Raw genomic sequence first — 14,020 nt, 5'->3', positions numbered from 1 at the left:
CTTTAGAAAGGAACAGGCTTATTGTTGTAATGGTAACATGCCCGACTGTCTCTCGGGTGCCACGGGTTCGATTCCCGTATGAGCCGCAATTAGTACTAAATAATAGGAAAACTATATAGTAAAATAGTAAACAATTAATGTAAAAAAATAATAGTATGAGAACCGATATTTTAAAACGATTTTTAATGAACACAGACGAAACGGGTAGATTTCTAATGAAATCCCGTATTACTGGAATCACCTATTTTGTGGAGCCAATTTATAACGGTAAAACTCCTGAATGGGGTGATGTAGATCCTGCTACAAAAAAAATAACCGGTAACTATGGTTCCAAATACACGGGAGCCATTACCAAAAAAGAATCGCTGATTACCGAAGAGAACGGTTTTCAAAACATTGGATTCTTTAAAGGCAGTCCGTTCGGAGCGATTGATCTACGAGATAAAGAACATCAGAAACGATTAGGATTAGAATAATTTTTAAACAGTGCGCAGAATAATTGCGCACTGGTTTCTGAATCTTTGTTCAGCAATAAGAAAGAACATGAGAACAATTAAAATGTATTGTAAAAAGTGTGGTGTACTATTAACAGATTTACTTTATGAAGTAGATAGTGTTGCATTGCGATTTGAGGACAGAGCCACTATGATTGATAAGAATAAATTTTCAATCTACTCTAATCCATATTCTAAGGATAAAGAATTAATAATTGCAAGGGGTGATTACCACTTTAAAAATCATAAGGATAAGTACAGATTTTCAGGTTGCTGTGGAAGTTCCGGTTCAGATGGTATGAATAAAACATGTTGTAACGGACATGAAGTGGCTACTGAATTTTCAGATTGTTATATGCCACATTATATTTCAGTTACTATTGAAAATGTTCTTATTAAAGACTTTACAGATACTTACGAAGTAAAAACAATTCAATTATAACAATATCAAACAAGTCTTGTTGGGTGTTTCTGTATAGCACTATTGTAGTGAACGTTGCGCAAAGCGTATCATGATTTACTATGCAACTTGATTTGAAGGTTTCGACTATTTTCCAGAAAACAGCCACCATTTCTGTGGGTCGTGGGTTCGAATCCCGCTCCTGGCATTGTCGGGATAGTTCAGTTGGTTAGAACAATAGAATGTTACGCAGGTTCGAATCCTGCTATCGCTTAGGCGGTATAGCTTAGTCTGGTTAAAGCACTACACTTTTATGTAGCCTGAGTTTTCTCCCTCATTAAAAAGAGAAGCAATTTAAAATCTTCGGTTTGGAGTCGGTAGGGTTCAACTTGTTTGATGCTGCACTCTGCAACTGACCTGAAAGATGACTTTGTTTACTGAACCGTTATTTTGCTCTTGTGCTTGATTGATTTCAAAAGAGTGGAACACAAAAAACAGTACAAAACCATTATGATGCTTTAGTAGACATACATCTTTCCGTCCTTTTGAGAGGATTGCAATCCGGAGGTTTTTTATTATTAATAACTAAAAACAAAAATAATGATTCAAAGAATTAGAATAAAAGGATACCAAGTGGGATTGGTATTTAAAAATAGAAAATTGACAACCCTTTTGGAAGAAGGAACTCATTGGATTTATGGATTCAGAGAAGTCGAATATTTTGAAATGAATCAAGCCTTTATACCATCAACCGATTTGAACCTTTTACTTCAAAATGAAACACTACGATCGATGTTGGACGTGATAGAAGTAGCCGATGGTCAAATTGCATTGCAGTTCGTGAATGGTAATTTCAAATCTATCTTGAATATAGGTACACACGCTTTCTGGAAAGGAGTAAATGGGAATACATTTACAGTAATCGATTTGACCAAAGTATACATTACGGAAGCTATTTCTAACTATCTATTGGAATCTAGCCAACTTAGAAGTTTTACAAGACAATTTAAAGTGCAGGATTTCGAAAAAGGAGTATTGTTTGTAGATGGCAAATTTGAAAAAGAAATTGCATCTGGAACCTATTATTTCTGGAACAATATGACTTCAATAGAAGTAAAAACAGTGGATTTGAGACAACAGCAATTGGAAATTTCAGGACAAGAATTATTGACTAAAGATAAAGCAACTTTGAGAATCAATTTTTTTGTGAAATACCAAGTAATCCATGTGGAAAAAGCATTGTTGGAAAACAAAGATTTTGAAAAACAATTGTATGTATTGATGCAATTGGCCTTGAGATCGTTTTTAGGAAGCATTACATTGGATGAATTGTTGCTGAAAAAAGACAGTCTTTCTGAAAATATTTTGTCTGAAGTTGCTGAAAAAATTGCAGCTTTGGGTGTAAAAGCTTCTGATGCGGGTATTAGAGATGTTATATTGCCAGGAGACATGAAAGAAATCATGAATCAGGTGTTGGTTGCAGAGAAAAAAGCACAAGCCAACAGTATCATGAGAAGAGAAGAAACTGCTGCCACAAGAAGTTTGTTAAACACCGCAAAATTGATGGAAGAAAATGATATGCTTTGGAAACTGAAGGAAATGGAATATGTAGAAAAAATAGCCGATAGAATTGGTGAAATTACAATTTCCGGAAGTGGGAATATCATCGGTCAATTGAAAGAGATATTTGTAAAATAGAAGGAAAGTCTCCTTCATTAATGAAATTATAATGAAAACAACAGATAAAATTATTATTATCGATCTTGAGGCTTCCTGTTGGCAAGGTTCCATTCCTCAAGGTCAGGAAAATGAAATTATTGAAATCGGTCTGGCAGTTTTAGATACTGTTAGCGGTGAGATTTCGCAAAATAAGGGAATTTTGGTACAACCACAACGTTCCACAATCAGTCCGTTTTGTACTGAATTGACTACAATCACTCAGGAATTATTAGATGAGAAAGGGATTTCATTTGAAGAAGCTATCGAAAAATTGGTTAATGAATACCGTCCGGATGAATATACTTGGGCAAGTTATGGACAATACGATCTGAATATGCTGAAAAGGCAGTGTAAATCATTCGGAATTCCTTATCCAATGGGCTCTCATCATATCAACGTTAAGACTACCTTCGCTGAAGTATACGGTTTAGAAAAACCAACAGGTATGAATGGTGCTTTGCATATTTTGAATATTCCCTTGGAAGGAACCCATCATAGGGGGGTGGATGATGCCAAAAATATCGCCAAAATTTTAAATTGGATTCTTACCCAATAATTGAAAGCCGCAAAACTTTTTTGCGGCTTTTTAATTATTTACGGCCAAATGTAAACTAGCCGACAAAAGAATACCGCTATCCTATCTAATTTTATACAAAAATTTAATCATGAAAAAGATAGTATTTTTAATCATATCAGCATTCTGCCTGATTTCTTGTGAAGCCGATAGCGATTTATCACTAATACAACCGGTTGTATTGTCAGATGGTGAATTCGAAGCGACATCAGGAATTACAGTTACTGGTTTTGCTAAGATTTATAAGGAAAATAGCGATCGAAAAGTCGTTTTGGAAAACTTTAGTATTTCAGAAGGTCCAGATTTAAAGGTGTATCTATCTACTTCTTCAAGTCCCGAATCTTTTATTAGTTTGGGAGATTTAACATCGGCTACGGAATATTCCATTCCCAAAGGAATTGATTTGTCTGCTTATCCTTATGTACTCATCCATTGCGAACAATACAATCATCTTTACGCAATTGCACAACAGAATTAATAATAAGTTAAGAAATTTCTTAAATCATTAATCAAACCATCCAATTTCAGGATGGTTTCGTATATTTATAAAGTATTAAACTTCAATATATGTATGAAGAACTAAAGTATTGGTATTTACGTGACCATAAATTATTTCGAACGCTCAGTTTTGCTCAAATTAAACAATTGTGCATTATTGTTGGTTTTAAGAAAGCAAAAAAGGGCGAAATAATCTATTTTTCCAATTCAGAAGTACCAAGAATCTTTTTACTAAAAAAAGGCGCCATTAAGATTGTCTCTGTTGATGAAGAAGGCAATGAAAGTATTAAGGATATTATTCAAAAAGGGGATTTATTCGGTGAACTGACTCTTGAAAGTGATATCCAGGTCAATGAATATGCGAAAGCGCTCACCGATGAAGTAGCTATTTGTAGTTTTTTGCTGTCAGATTTTGAACACTTAATGCTAAAACATCCCAACCTTGCATTGTCGTATACGAAGTTTGTTGGATGGAAAATGAAGCGTTTGAAAAATAATTATGCCAACCTGATTTCCAAGGATGCCAAAACTCGATTATTGACATTTATTAAGGAATGGGCAGACAAAGAAGGGGTTTTTACAGATAACCAAGTGAGTATTGAAAATTACCTGACTCAAAACGATATTGCTCAAATTATTTGTACTTCAAGGCAAACCGCCACAGTGTTGTTAAATGAATTGGAAGAAAGTGGCTTAATTCAATACAATAGAAAAGAAATTTTAATTCCCGATTTTCAAAAATTATAAAAAATATAGCGCAGTTGTCGGGTAAATGACAAAACACGATTTCGGAGCGAACTAATTTTACAGTGTTAATTTAAAATCAATCGCAATGAAAAATTTATTGATCTGTTTCTTTTTTAGCGTTTCGATGGTGAGCTTTTCCCAAAGCACACCAAAAAGAGTAGCTAATTATAATCTGGAAAAAAAAGTAGCTTTAAGTGGTTATGATCCGGTGGCTTATTTTAAATCCAATAAAGCTGTAAAAGGTAGTAAAGAAATCAGCAATACACATGAAGGAGTAATCTATTATTTCAGTACCAAAGAAAATGCTGCATTATTTGCTAAAAACCCGATGGCCTATGAACCACAATACGGTGGATGGTGTGCTTTTGCAATGGGTGATTATGGTAAAAAAGTGGAAGTCAATCCGGAAACTTTTAAAATTGTCAATGGTAAATTGTATTTGTTTTACAATGCTTATTTCAACAATACATTAAAGAGTTGGAATAAAGATGAAAAAAATCTGAAAGTGAAAGCAGATGCGAACTGGAAAAAGATAGAGCAACCATGAAAAAGATTTCTTTAGACACTGTGCTGAAATTAGTGGTTGCTATCATTTTATTGCAAACGCTTTATTTCAAATTTACTGCAAAACCGGAATCGGTTTATATTTTTACTACCTTAGGTGCAGAACCTTACGGTAGAATTGGTTCAGGAATTGTAGAATTGATTGCTTCAATACTACTTTTCATAACCAGCACCCGATTATTAGGTGCGTTTATAGCAATGGGAACTATGTTCGTAGCTATACTTTCGCATTGTTTTATTTTGGGTATCGAAATTAATAATGATGGAGGAACACTGTTTGTTTTGGCAGTAATCACTATGGTTTGTAGTAGTGTTTTAATGTATCGATTTAGGAAAGATTGTCACTTTTTAAGATAAAATATATGGATTTCAGTTCGGTTAAAAAGACACTAGAAGAATTACAATGTTTATTGGTTCAGTTGTCAGATTCAGATTATGTTAAACCTATAGCCAATTTAAGTAATGCATCGATTGGCCAACATACCAGACATATTATAGAATTGTTTCAGTGTTTGTTGAATGCCTACGAATCAGGAATCTTGAATTATGATCATCGGGAGCGAAACAAAGCCATTGAAAATTATAAAACAACAGCTTTGTCTGCCTTGGATCAAATTATAGCCGAGTATCCTAAAGAAAATAAAAAGTTGCAACTGCATCAGTATATTGATTGTGAATCAATAGAAATTGACACCAATTATTTTAGAGAAATTGTTTACAATTTGGAGCATTGCATTCATCATCAGGCATTGATTAAAGTTGCTTTATTAGATATTGAGAATGTTGCGATAGATGAAAACTTCGGAGTTGCCCAATCCACTATAGCCTATAAAAAACAATGTGCACAGTAACTTTTGTAACTTCAAATGATCAGTTCATAATCACTTCCAATAGGGATGAGAAAATGGCACGACCAAAAGCGATTGAACCTAAAAATTATCGTATCAATCATAAAAATGTTTTTTTTCCAAAAGACGCTAAAGCGGGTGGTACTTGGTATGCCGTAGATGAAAATGCAAATATTATTGTATTACTGAATGGGGCGCGCGAAAAACATACTCGTAAGGAAAGTTATAAAAAGAGTAGAGGATTGGTGGTTTTGGACTTGATTGGTTCCGATTCTATTTTGAAAGAATGGCAACGAATAGAACTGGATAGTATCGAACCCTTTACTTTGGTTGTTTTTGAAAATCTCAATTTGTTCCAACTCCGATGGGATGGCCAAGAAAAAGAAACGCTGCAGCTGGACGAAAATAAAAATCATATTTGGTCTTCAGCTACTTTATATCCCAAAGAAATTAGAGAATCTCGAGCCAACTGGTTTTCAGAATTCATGTGTACACATGATAGTGTAAACGAGGAGAATATGTATCATTTTCATCGCTATACTCAAGAAAACGATATTCAGAATGGTTTGGTAATCAATAGAGATGATGTATTAAAAACACTTAGTATCACTCAATCTGTTATTGATAAAAACAAAGTAAGTCTTCATCATTATGATTTGGAACAAGACGAAAAATTCACGAATTCATTCATTGTAATTTAATCAATATTTATGCGATTATTTTTCCATAAGTTGACAAACTGGGAATATTGGCCTTTTAAAGTTGTCTATATTCCAATCTATTTTTTGTGGGCGTTTTATGCTGTAAAAGCCAGAACCCTTTTCTTTTTCAATGCCTCTAATCCTGGAATGAGAAACGGTGGTTTTATTATGGATAGTAAAAAAGAAATCTACGATTTGATACCCCAACAATATTATCCCAAAACGGAATTAGTTATTGAAGGTTGTGCATTTGATCAGATTGAGCAACTTATCAAGACTGCAGGCATAAAATTTCCATTAATTGCTAAACCCGATATTGGTCTAAGAGGTTCTGCCGTAAAGAAAATTAATACGCTACATGAATTGAAAGTCTACCATGACAAAGCCAATTTTGATTATCTGATTCAGGATTTAATTCCATATGAAAATGAAATCGGTATTTTTTATGTACGCTATCCAGAACAAACCAAAGGAAAAATCACAGGAATTGTTGCAAAAGAATATCTCATTGTAACCGGAGACGGAAAATCAACTATCGAACAATTACTGAAACAAAATCCAAGATATGAATTACAGTTAAACACCTTATATAAAGAACATAAAGAGGGTTTAAATGAAGTTTTAGATAAAGATGTAAAACGAAACCTAGTTCCATATGGCAACCATTGTCGTGGCGCCAAATTTATAGATGCCAGTCATTTGATTACTCCTAAGTTAGAAGAAGTTATTAATGAAATGTGTCTGCAAATAGATGGATTCTATTTCGGAAGAATGGATTTGATGTATCAATCTATCGAGGAATTGGAAGCAGGGCGTAACTTTTTAATGGTCGAATTGAATGGTGCAGCGAGCGAACCTACTCATATTTACGATCCTAAACATTCGCTTTTTTTCGCATGGAAAGAACTGTACCGACATATTTCCTATATGTTTGAAATTAGCATGGCCAACAATAAAATGGGCATTCCTTTTTTGAATCATAAAGAAGGAATGAAGCAATACAAAATGCATTTGGAGCAAAATGCCAAAATCCTAAATTTCTAATGTGGAAAGCTCTGAAAAATATAGTAATTGGTTTTGCAGTTAGTGGCATAGGTTCGATTCCTTTGGGATACCTGAATCTTATTGGCTTTCAAATTTATATTCAATCCAATACAGAACAATTGTTCTATTATCTTTTAGGTGTATTAGTGGTTGAAGCTATTGTGATATGGGGAACTTTACAATTAGCAGAACGATTGACTTTAAATCCAAAATGGAAATCTAGAATAAATCTGTTTTCGGCCTTTTTTTTGTTTTTTATGGCTTACTATTTCTATTCCTCGGATGTGAAAATTGCAGAGGACACGAATATTAAAAACGGACTATTTCATTTTCCTGTTTTTGTAACAGGACTGTTTTTAAGCGCCTTCAATTTCGCTCAAATTCCGTTTTGGTTGAGTTGGAATTTGTTATTAACGAATGGAAATTACATTGTTACAGAAAAATTTTGGAAAGGTTTGTATCTCATCGGAACTCTTTTGGGGACATTCTCCGGAATGTTATGTTTTATATTGGGCGTTCAAAAAGTAGCTACTTATAATGCCCTAAATTTAAGTACAATTCTGTCATTATTGCCTTTTGTATTTCTATTACTCGCTATATTTCAATTAATTCAATGGTATAGAAAGTTAAAAAACAGAGAAATACCACTGTAATGTATTTCCCTGTTTTTTTATTACTTACGCTTTAAATTGCCAATTGATAAGGGGTAATTTTCTTTTTCCGTTGGTATTCCATAATCCCAGTTGGATACCTCTTAGGTTTTTGGAATGATTAAATAGACCAATTTGAATGCCATTGTGATTTCTAGAAACATTTGATGGCGCTATTTGAATTCCGTTGCCATAATCGGTAATGTTTGCAATTCCTGCAATTGAAACACCATTGTACTTTTGGGTATCAATAACCGAAGCATTTAATGATAAACCATTCAACTGATTCATTGCAGTGATTACACTGATATTCAATCCATTAATTTTAGCGCCACCTAAAAAACCCCCCGAACTAATGTTTAGTCCATTAATTTCAATATAAGTTGCAGCATAATCATCCATAAAGGAAGAATTGCTTATTACGTTGTCATTAATTCCTGCAACCAATCCTTCAAATGGAATAGTAAGTCCTACACTTAATAACATAAGACCATTTGGGCTAGTCTCCAAATTTAAGCCGTTTACTTTCTGATACTTTATGTTCTTGTTTTCATAATGACCAAAACCCATCGTAAAGCCATTCACCCGATTTACTCTTCTTGAAATAGGAGACAAACTAAAAATTTTAATGCTATCATTTCGATCAACATTATCCGATTTCCATTTAAAATAATCGGTAACATTTCTTGTAGTGTTGGTTGCTACCGGAATTAACGTGTCTTGCGCATTGTTATCGATTGAAAAAAGAGTCAGCAATGCGAATAAAAGTAACTTTTTCATAGTTTTTAAATTTTGTTTTGCAGTTCAAAAATATTATGCTATTTGCAATTTTTATTGTGATAAAAAATTAATATTTTTAATATATTTGTGAAAATCGCAAAATGAACCCACAAGAACTATTACTAACGGCTATCCGAAAGCAACTCAAACCACAGCAATCTATAATTGATGAGGTTGCCAGCGTATTAAATATCAGTTATGATGCTTCCCATAGAAGGGTAGCTCTGAAAAGTAAATTTTCGATTGAAGAAACAGTAAATTTATGTCGGCATTATTCAATTGCAATGGATGGTCTTTTTGCTGATGAAAAGAAAGTAATCGTCGAGAAAACACATAGTATTAAATCAGTTAGTGATTTTAAAAACTATTTTGAGCAATCTTCATTTTTTTTGAAAAAATTCTTAAATGAAGAGGCGAATTTATATTATTCGGCCAAAGACATTCCTTTATTTTACACAATTGGAGGAAGTCTTTTGTCCAAATTCAAACTCTATGTTTGGTTGCAATTGTTGAGTAAGGAAGAAAAGCAAACTCCTTTTGATCATTTTATATTAGATGCACAGTTACTGAAAAGTACTTCCCAATTGAAAGCGGTTTATGAAAAAGTAAAGGTTACCGAAGTTTGGAATGACACAACGATTAATAGTTCATTGCAACAGATTTTCTACTTCTTTGAAGCAGGGTTGATTTCCTATGAAACCGCTCTAGCTTTATTAGAAGAGGTACGTAATGTGGTAACTTTAGTGGAAACCAAAACGAACCGTAACGACAATAGTTTTCAATTGTATTACAATGAATTATTGATATTGAACAATACGGTTTTATTAATGTCTGAACACGAAAAATCCTTATTTGTTCCCTATAATATGGTCGGTTATTTTATTACAGAAGATAAAGAAACCTGTATAGAAGCCGAAGGTTTTTTCAAACATCAATGTTACAATTCTAAATTATTACAATCGTCAGGGAAAAGAGATCGCAATCTTTTTTTTAATCGGATGCAATTGAAAATTGATTATTATGTGAATAAAATACAAAGTTTCATAAAAGAATGATGCCTCGATTGAGGCATTATTCTTTAGTATTTTCCACTTAGCAATTCACCTCCAATTGGCGCTTTGGCTTCAATTCCTAATTTCTTCATCATTTCGTAAGTAGTACAAACTGCTGCCGATGTTACCGGAATACCGATTTCCTTTTGAATCAAATCAATCGCTTCTAACGAAGGCATTTGCACACAGGCTGAAGCTACTAATACATCAACCCCAGTTAAATCCAGTCGTTTGTATATTTCCAATAAATTCATTGGATCTTGCGCTGCCACTTCTAAATTATCTGGGATTTCCAATGCAATAGAATCAACTACTTCAAATCCTTGGTGTTCAATATAATCTACTACTAAATCAGTTAACGGGCGCATATAAGGTGTAATCACCGCTACTTTTTTGGCACCTAACACTTTTAATCCATTGATTAAAGCTCCTGCAGAAGTCACGATTGGAGTAGGGAAATCATTTTTAATGGTTTCCTGATGCAAATTCACTTCAGAAACGCAATGATATCCTCGTCCCATGCTCATAATAGCAACCAAACAAGCATAACCCATAACATCAACATGCGCATCGGATAATTCGGTGGCACATTTTAAACTCATAGCATCCATGGCTTCCAATTCTTCTTTGGTAACCTTTTTCATACGCATTCGACTCGAATGGAAGGTAAAACGTTCCGGTAAGATAGTTTCGCGTGAACGGAAAACTGCCGGTATTTCAGTTTCCATTGTTACATTTGACGAAGGTACGATTTGACCTATTCTGTATTTTTTCATTTTATTTTCGTGCAATTACTATTAAATCTGTTGTGTTTGACCCGTCTGGCTCAGGGAATCTTTTCCGTTCTAAAGCTATGATTTTAAAATCATTTGCTAATAAAGCTTCTGATAAATACTCTTCTTGATGGTAATGAATGAAAATTTCATCCCCGGTACTTCCTTTTTTAAGTCCGGATTTGCTATAATCGTCTTCCATTGTACTTAGATACAAAATACCATATGAATTTAAACATTCGGCAGCATCTTTTATCAATTGAATGGCTTCTTCTTTTGAAATATATGGTAATCCGAAACCACAAACTATGCCATCAAATTTCTGATTCAATTGTAAAAAATCGCGACAATCCAATATTTGAAAAGTAGCTGTAGGATTATTTTTTTTGGCCAATTCAATCATGTTCGGCGCTAAATCAGTTCCTAAAACCTCAAAATCGCTTCGTCTTTGTAAAAAATATTTTGTAATGTTGCCCGGACCACAAGCCAATTCTAAAATGGAAGCATTTTCCTTTTCAATGCTATCACAAAACAAGTCGAAAGTATCATTGTACAAATCAAAATTCAAGAAACGATCCTGATATTGATTGGCACATTTATTAAAAACTTCAACTGCTTTTTGTGTTTTGTCCATTTGAAATTATTATATCTCCTTAATTGTGTTTACAATTGTTCCGATGCCTTCCACAGTCGCCTCAACCACATCACCATCGTGCATCCATTCTTGTGGATCGCGACCTGCACCAACTCCAGCCGGTGTCCCGGTTGCAATAATATCTCCTGGTTCCAAAGTAAAAACAATACTCAAATCTTCAATCAAATCGTTGATATTGAATAATAAAAATTGGGTATTTGAATTCTGTTTTTCAATACCATTTAATTTCAGAGATAAATTCAGATTGTGTGGATTTTCAATTTCGTCTTTAGTAACTAAAATCGGTCCCATAGGAGCAAAAGTATCTTGTCCTTTGGAAACGATCCATTGGCCTTCACGACGACAATCTCTTGCTGAAATATCATTGATTACGGTATAACCAAATACATAATCCAAGGCATCTTCTTTGCTTACGTATTTTCCTTTTTTTCCAATAATCACGGCCAATTCCACTTCCCAATCCAATTGCTGTGTAAGCTTCTTATTCTTAATGATATCTGTATTAGTAGCCGTTACCGTTGTTGGAGGTTTTGAAAAAATAATTGGTTTTTGAGGTAGTTTCCCTGTAGTGTCTAAAGTTCTGGCACTTTCTGCAACATGTTCGGTATAATTTAAACCAATTCCGATAATGTTCTTACGAGGTTTCGGAATAGGAGCCAAAAAGGTCACATCATTGACATCATAAGCTATTTCGGCAAATTGCTTTTCGCTGGTTTCTTCAATTAAGTCGTTGATTTCAGCAATCACATCAAAACCCATATCAATTAATTCTAACATCGTTTTGGGTAAAGGAAAATTGGATACATCACCAAAATCTTCCATGTCAATCACTTGATTGTTATGTATAAAACCCAAACGCGGTTCAGAATCTTCAATAGAATAAGTAAGTAATTTCATTTTTTATTTACGATATTTTTATTTTACAATTTGGTATCCGTTATTTTCAGTGTATTCTTTCTCCTGGTACAAACCTAGTTTCTCAATGACTGGTAAATCGTTAAAAGAGAATAAGCAGGCATCTTCGGTTTCGGATAAATTCACGTGTTCATGCCACGCCCACGAAGGTACGCAGAAAATATCACGTTCCTTCCAGTCGAAACGTTTACCATCAATGATCGAATAGCCTTTCCCTTTGGCGCACTGATAAACAAACGATCCGGTGTGTTTGTGTGCTTTAGTATGTTCTCCTGCTCGTAATAATTGCATGGAAGCACCCATTGTCTGCATGACATGACCGCCAGTTAATGGATTCGAATATTGCATGATAATGCCATCAAACGGAGAACCTTCATTGACTTTGGCCGCTTCTAACAACGCTCGATATACGTTTTTCCATGAGTATTTGAACAGTGGAGAATACGGTTTATCCCAAACAGCATCTGCAGGAATTAATCCGGTTCCACCATAGGATAAAGGCAAATGATTGACAGGAGCCTTCAAAGGTTGTTTCCCATCAAAAACAGCATAATCATTAGCTTCCAAAGCATTTACCAAAGGAATGTCCAATCCGTCCTGCCAAACACAGGTTTTACCGTTCTCAGCCACACCGTGTTCGTGCCACGTTGAATTGGGTGTAATCACAAAGTCATTGACTTCAAATGTCACTTTATTCCCATCTACCACGGTATAGCCACCTTCGCCTTCCATAATGAAACGTAGGGCAGAAGCTTTATGGCGGTGAGCCGATGTACTTTCACCTGGCCGTGTAACTTGAATTCCTGTATACAACCAACCCACAGCTGCTGAAACATCTTTACGTTTGTCATTGACTAAATATACCACACGACGGCCGGCTTGTTCAGGTGTGACTAACTCTGAAGATTTTAAAACCAAAGCTCTTAAATCTTCATATTTCCAAAGCATGGGAATAGAAGAAGTACGCGGTTCCCAAGGCTCAATATCGTTAGCAACTGTCCATAATGCTCCAGCACCTAAACCTTCCAGTTCTTTATAGTAAGCTTCGAGTTCGGGAGTGTCTTTTACTCTTGCGCGACCAATTACATCGTCACTATATTTATCTTCCATAGGTTTTTATATAGAGTTAGTGTTATCTAAATTTTTCAGTATCGTATTAATTTGTCTCTGATGACGCATAACATGAACAATGGCATGCTCCATCAGTTGTTCGATATCATAATATTGCCCCCAACTGGTTTTCATTTTGTTGGCTTCTTCATAAATTTCCAAATCAGTATCGCAAATACTTTCAAAAACAAAGACGGTATAAGCAAACATTTTGTCCAAATCATGTTGAAAAGAGATCACATCCGAGTGAAATAGCTTGGCAGGTCGTATTTCGTTATTCCCTTTGGAATTATAAATACTGATTGCGTAACTATAACCTGAATTAACCACATGAGCCAGAATGGTTTGCAATGAACGGCAATTGTCATCACTGGTGTTTGCATCTATAATCCTAATCAGTTTTTCACTACTGACAGTTGCAATACTTTCCTTTAAATGAACAAGCGTATTTTTATAGATAGCTAGCAATGCTGTAACTGCTCCTTTGTTTTTCATG

The 14,020-nt window shown here is 34.5% G+C and carries 19 protein-coding genes and 1 tRNA gene; 14 read left to right on the top strand and 6 right to left on the bottom strand.

What is annotated here, in order from left to right:
* The first annotated feature begins 15 nt into the window (after positions 1-15).
* From ACFO7M_RS14355 to ACFO7M_RS14295, 13 genes are all read left to right on the top strand, one after another.
* Positions 16-86, top strand: a tRNA-Asp gene (locus tag ACFO7M_RS14355).
* A gap of 99 nt (positions 87-185) precedes the next feature.
* Positions 186-476 carry a hypothetical protein gene (locus tag ACFO7M_RS14350; RefSeq protein ID WP_379736413.1) on the top strand — a complete coding sequence of 97 codons (291 nt, stop codon included), beginning with the start codon at positions 186-188 and terminating at the stop codon, positions 474-476.
* Between the two features lie 10 nt (positions 477-486).
* Complete coding sequence (locus ACFO7M_RS14345; protein ID WP_379736411.1) at positions 487-936, top strand: hypothetical protein; 450 nt, start codon at positions 487-489, stop codon at positions 934-936.
* A 558-nt stretch (positions 937-1,494) separates the two neighbouring features.
* On the top strand, positions 1,495-2,592 hold the full coding sequence (locus tag ACFO7M_RS14340; protein ID WP_379736409.1) for a slipin family protein: 1,098 nt from the start codon (positions 1,495-1,497) through the stop codon (positions 2,590-2,592).
* Positions 2,593-2,623: 31 nt separating this feature from the next.
* The gene (locus ACFO7M_RS14335; RefSeq protein WP_379736408.1) at positions 2,624-3,169 is read left to right on the top strand and encodes an exonuclease domain-containing protein; all 546 of its coding nucleotides are present in this window, start codon (positions 2,624-2,626) and stop codon (positions 3,167-3,169) included.
* Between the two features lie 109 nt (positions 3,170-3,278).
* Positions 3,279-3,665, top strand: a complete 387-nt coding sequence (locus tag ACFO7M_RS14330; protein ID WP_379736406.1) for a DM13 domain-containing protein — start codon at positions 3,279-3,281, stop codon at positions 3,663-3,665.
* An 89-nt stretch (positions 3,666-3,754) separates the two neighbouring features.
* Positions 3,755-4,432: a Crp/Fnr family transcriptional regulator gene (locus tag ACFO7M_RS14325; RefSeq protein WP_379712648.1), complete on the top strand. Its 678-nt coding sequence runs from the start codon at positions 3,755-3,757 to the stop codon at positions 4,430-4,432.
* Positions 4,433-4,517: 85 nt separating this feature from the next.
* A complete protein-coding gene (locus ACFO7M_RS14320; protein ID WP_379712650.1) occupies positions 4,518-4,979 on the top strand; it encodes a YHS domain-containing (seleno)protein in 462 nt (153 codons plus the stop codon).
* Entirely contained in the window at positions 4,976-5,353 is a 378-nt protein-coding gene (locus ACFO7M_RS14315; RefSeq protein ID WP_379712652.1) for a DoxX family protein, read from the top strand. Before ACFO7M_RS14320 ends, ACFO7M_RS14315 begins: the two co-directional genes overlap by 4 nt.
* Before the next feature lie 5 nt (positions 5,354-5,358).
* A complete protein-coding gene (locus ACFO7M_RS14310; RefSeq protein ID WP_379712654.1) occupies positions 5,359-5,847 on the top strand; it encodes a DinB family protein in 489 nt (162 codons plus the stop codon).
* A complete protein-coding gene (locus tag ACFO7M_RS14305; protein ID WP_379736404.1) occupies positions 5,835-6,545 on the top strand; it encodes an NRDE family protein in 711 nt (236 codons plus the stop codon). Before ACFO7M_RS14310 ends, ACFO7M_RS14305 begins: the two co-directional genes overlap by 13 nt.
* A 9-nt stretch (positions 6,546-6,554) precedes the next feature.
* Positions 6,555-7,589: a D-alanine--D-alanine ligase gene (locus ACFO7M_RS14300; protein WP_379712658.1), complete on the top strand. Its 1,035-nt coding sequence runs from the start codon at positions 6,555-6,557 to the stop codon at positions 7,587-7,589.
* A complete protein-coding gene (locus tag ACFO7M_RS14295) occupies positions 7,589-8,242 on the top strand; it encodes a hypothetical protein (protein ID WP_379712660.1) in 654 nt (217 codons plus the stop codon). The genes ACFO7M_RS14300 and ACFO7M_RS14295 overlap by 1 nt, the downstream gene beginning before the upstream one ends.
* Positions 8,243-8,266: 24 nt before the next feature.
* Here ACFO7M_RS14295 and ACFO7M_RS14290 read toward each other — a convergent pair whose 3' ends face one another.
* The gene (locus ACFO7M_RS14290) at positions 8,267-9,019 is read right to left on the bottom strand and encodes an LA_2272 family surface repeat-containing protein (RefSeq protein ID WP_379712662.1); all 753 of its coding nucleotides are present in this window, start codon (positions 9,017-9,019) and stop codon (positions 8,267-8,269) included.
* A gap of 101 nt (positions 9,020-9,120) precedes the next feature.
* On the opposite strand from ACFO7M_RS14290, the gene ACFO7M_RS14285 reads away from it, so the two are divergent.
* A complete protein-coding gene (locus ACFO7M_RS14285; protein WP_379736402.1) occupies positions 9,121-10,074 on the top strand; it encodes a hypothetical protein in 954 nt (317 codons plus the stop codon).
* Positions 10,075-10,097: 23 nt separating this feature from the next.
* On the opposite strand, the gene ACFO7M_RS14280 is transcribed toward ACFO7M_RS14285, so the two are convergent.
* Genes ACFO7M_RS14280 through ACFO7M_RS14260 form a run of 5 tightly spaced genes read right to left on the bottom strand, consistent with a single transcriptional unit; the run spans position 10,098 to position 14,019 of the window.
* Complete coding sequence (locus ACFO7M_RS14280) at positions 10,098-10,847, bottom strand: Asp/Glu racemase (protein WP_317245447.1); 750 nt, start codon at positions 10,845-10,847, stop codon at positions 10,098-10,100.
* A gap of 1 nt (position 10,848) precedes the next feature.
* Positions 10,849-11,478 carry a class I SAM-dependent methyltransferase gene (locus ACFO7M_RS14275; RefSeq protein ID WP_379712666.1) on the bottom strand — a complete coding sequence of 210 codons (630 nt, stop codon included), beginning with the start codon at positions 11,476-11,478 and terminating at the stop codon, positions 10,849-10,851.
* A 9-nt stretch (positions 11,479-11,487) separates the two neighbouring features.
* Positions 11,488-12,396, bottom strand: a complete 909-nt coding sequence (locus ACFO7M_RS14270) for a fumarylacetoacetate hydrolase family protein (protein WP_379736400.1) — start codon at positions 12,394-12,396, stop codon at positions 11,488-11,490.
* Between the two features lie 18 nt (positions 12,397-12,414).
* Positions 12,415-13,524 carry a cupin domain-containing protein gene (locus ACFO7M_RS14265; protein WP_379712670.1) on the bottom strand — a complete coding sequence of 370 codons (1,110 nt, stop codon included), beginning with the start codon at positions 13,522-13,524 and terminating at the stop codon, positions 12,415-12,417.
* 6 nt (positions 13,525-13,530) lie between these two features.
* Positions 13,531-14,019 carry a DinB family protein gene (locus ACFO7M_RS14260; RefSeq protein ID WP_379736398.1) on the bottom strand — a complete coding sequence of 163 codons (489 nt, stop codon included), beginning with the start codon at positions 14,017-14,019 and terminating at the stop codon, positions 13,531-13,533.
* Between the last annotated feature and the right edge of the window lies 1 nt (position 14,020).

The organism is Flavobacterium sp. GCM10023249 (genome assembly GCF_042653365.1).
In the GTDB taxonomy this organism is placed as follows: Bacteria; Bacteroidota; Bacteroidia; order Flavobacteriales; family Flavobacteriaceae; genus Flavobacterium.
The sequence above is the reverse complement of the archived record's forward strand: the minus strand, read 5'-3'. Positions and strand labels throughout refer to the sequence as shown.

Coding starts and splice junctions, on each gene's coding strand:
- ACFO7M_RS14350 (WP_379736413.1), top strand. CDS start 186: ATGAACACAGACGAAACGGGTAGATTTCTAATGAAATCCCGTATTACT.
- ACFO7M_RS14340 (WP_379736409.1), top strand. CDS start 1,495: ATGATTCAAAGAATTAGAATAAAAGGATACCAAGTGGGATTGGTATTT.
- ACFO7M_RS14335 (WP_379736408.1), top strand. CDS start 2,624: ATGAAAACAACAGATAAAATTATTATTATCGATCTTGAGGCTTCCTGT.
- ACFO7M_RS14330 (WP_379736406.1), top strand. CDS start 3,279: ATGAAAAAGATAGTATTTTTAATCATATCAGCATTCTGCCTGATTTCT.
- ACFO7M_RS14325 (WP_379712648.1), top strand. CDS start 3,755: ATGTATGAAGAACTAAAGTATTGGTATTTACGTGACCATAAATTATTT.
- ACFO7M_RS14320 (WP_379712650.1), top strand. CDS start 4,518: ATGAAAAATTTATTGATCTGTTTCTTTTTTAGCGTTTCGATGGTGAGC.
- ACFO7M_RS14315 (WP_379712652.1), top strand. CDS start 4,976: ATGAAAAAGATTTCTTTAGACACTGTGCTGAAATTAGTGGTTGCTATC.
- ACFO7M_RS14310 (WP_379712654.1), top strand. CDS start 5,359: ATGGATTTCAGTTCGGTTAAAAAGACACTAGAAGAATTACAATGTTTA.
- ACFO7M_RS14305 (WP_379736404.1), top strand. CDS start 5,835: ATGTGCACAGTAACTTTTGTAACTTCAAATGATCAGTTCATAATCACT.
- ACFO7M_RS14300 (WP_379712658.1), top strand. CDS start 6,555: ATGCGATTATTTTTCCATAAGTTGACAAACTGGGAATATTGGCCTTTT.
- ACFO7M_RS14295 (WP_379712660.1), top strand. CDS start 7,589: ATGTGGAAAGCTCTGAAAAATATAGTAATTGGTTTTGCAGTTAGTGGC.
- ACFO7M_RS14290 (WP_379712662.1), bottom strand. CDS start 9,019: ATGAAAAAGTTACTTTTATTCGCATTGCTGACTCTTTTTTCAATCGAT.
- ACFO7M_RS14285 (WP_379736402.1), top strand. CDS start 9,121: ATGAACCCACAAGAACTATTACTAACGGCTATCCGAAAGCAACTCAAA.
- ACFO7M_RS14280 (WP_317245447.1), bottom strand. CDS start 10,847: ATGAAAAAATACAGAATAGGTCAAATCGTACCTTCGTCAAATGTAACA.
- ACFO7M_RS14275 (WP_379712666.1), bottom strand. CDS start 11,478: ATGGACAAAACACAAAAAGCAGTTGAAGTTTTTAATAAATGTGCCAAT.
- ACFO7M_RS14270 (WP_379736400.1), bottom strand. CDS start 12,396: ATGAAATTACTTACTTATTCTATTGAAGATTCTGAACCGCGTTTGGGT.
- ACFO7M_RS14265 (WP_379712670.1), bottom strand. CDS start 13,524: ATGGAAGATAAATATAGTGACGATGTAATTGGTCGCGCAAGAGTAAAA.
- ACFO7M_RS14260 (WP_379736398.1), bottom strand. CDS start 14,019: ATGAAAAACAAAGGAGCAGTTACAGCATTGCTAGCTATCTATAAAAAT.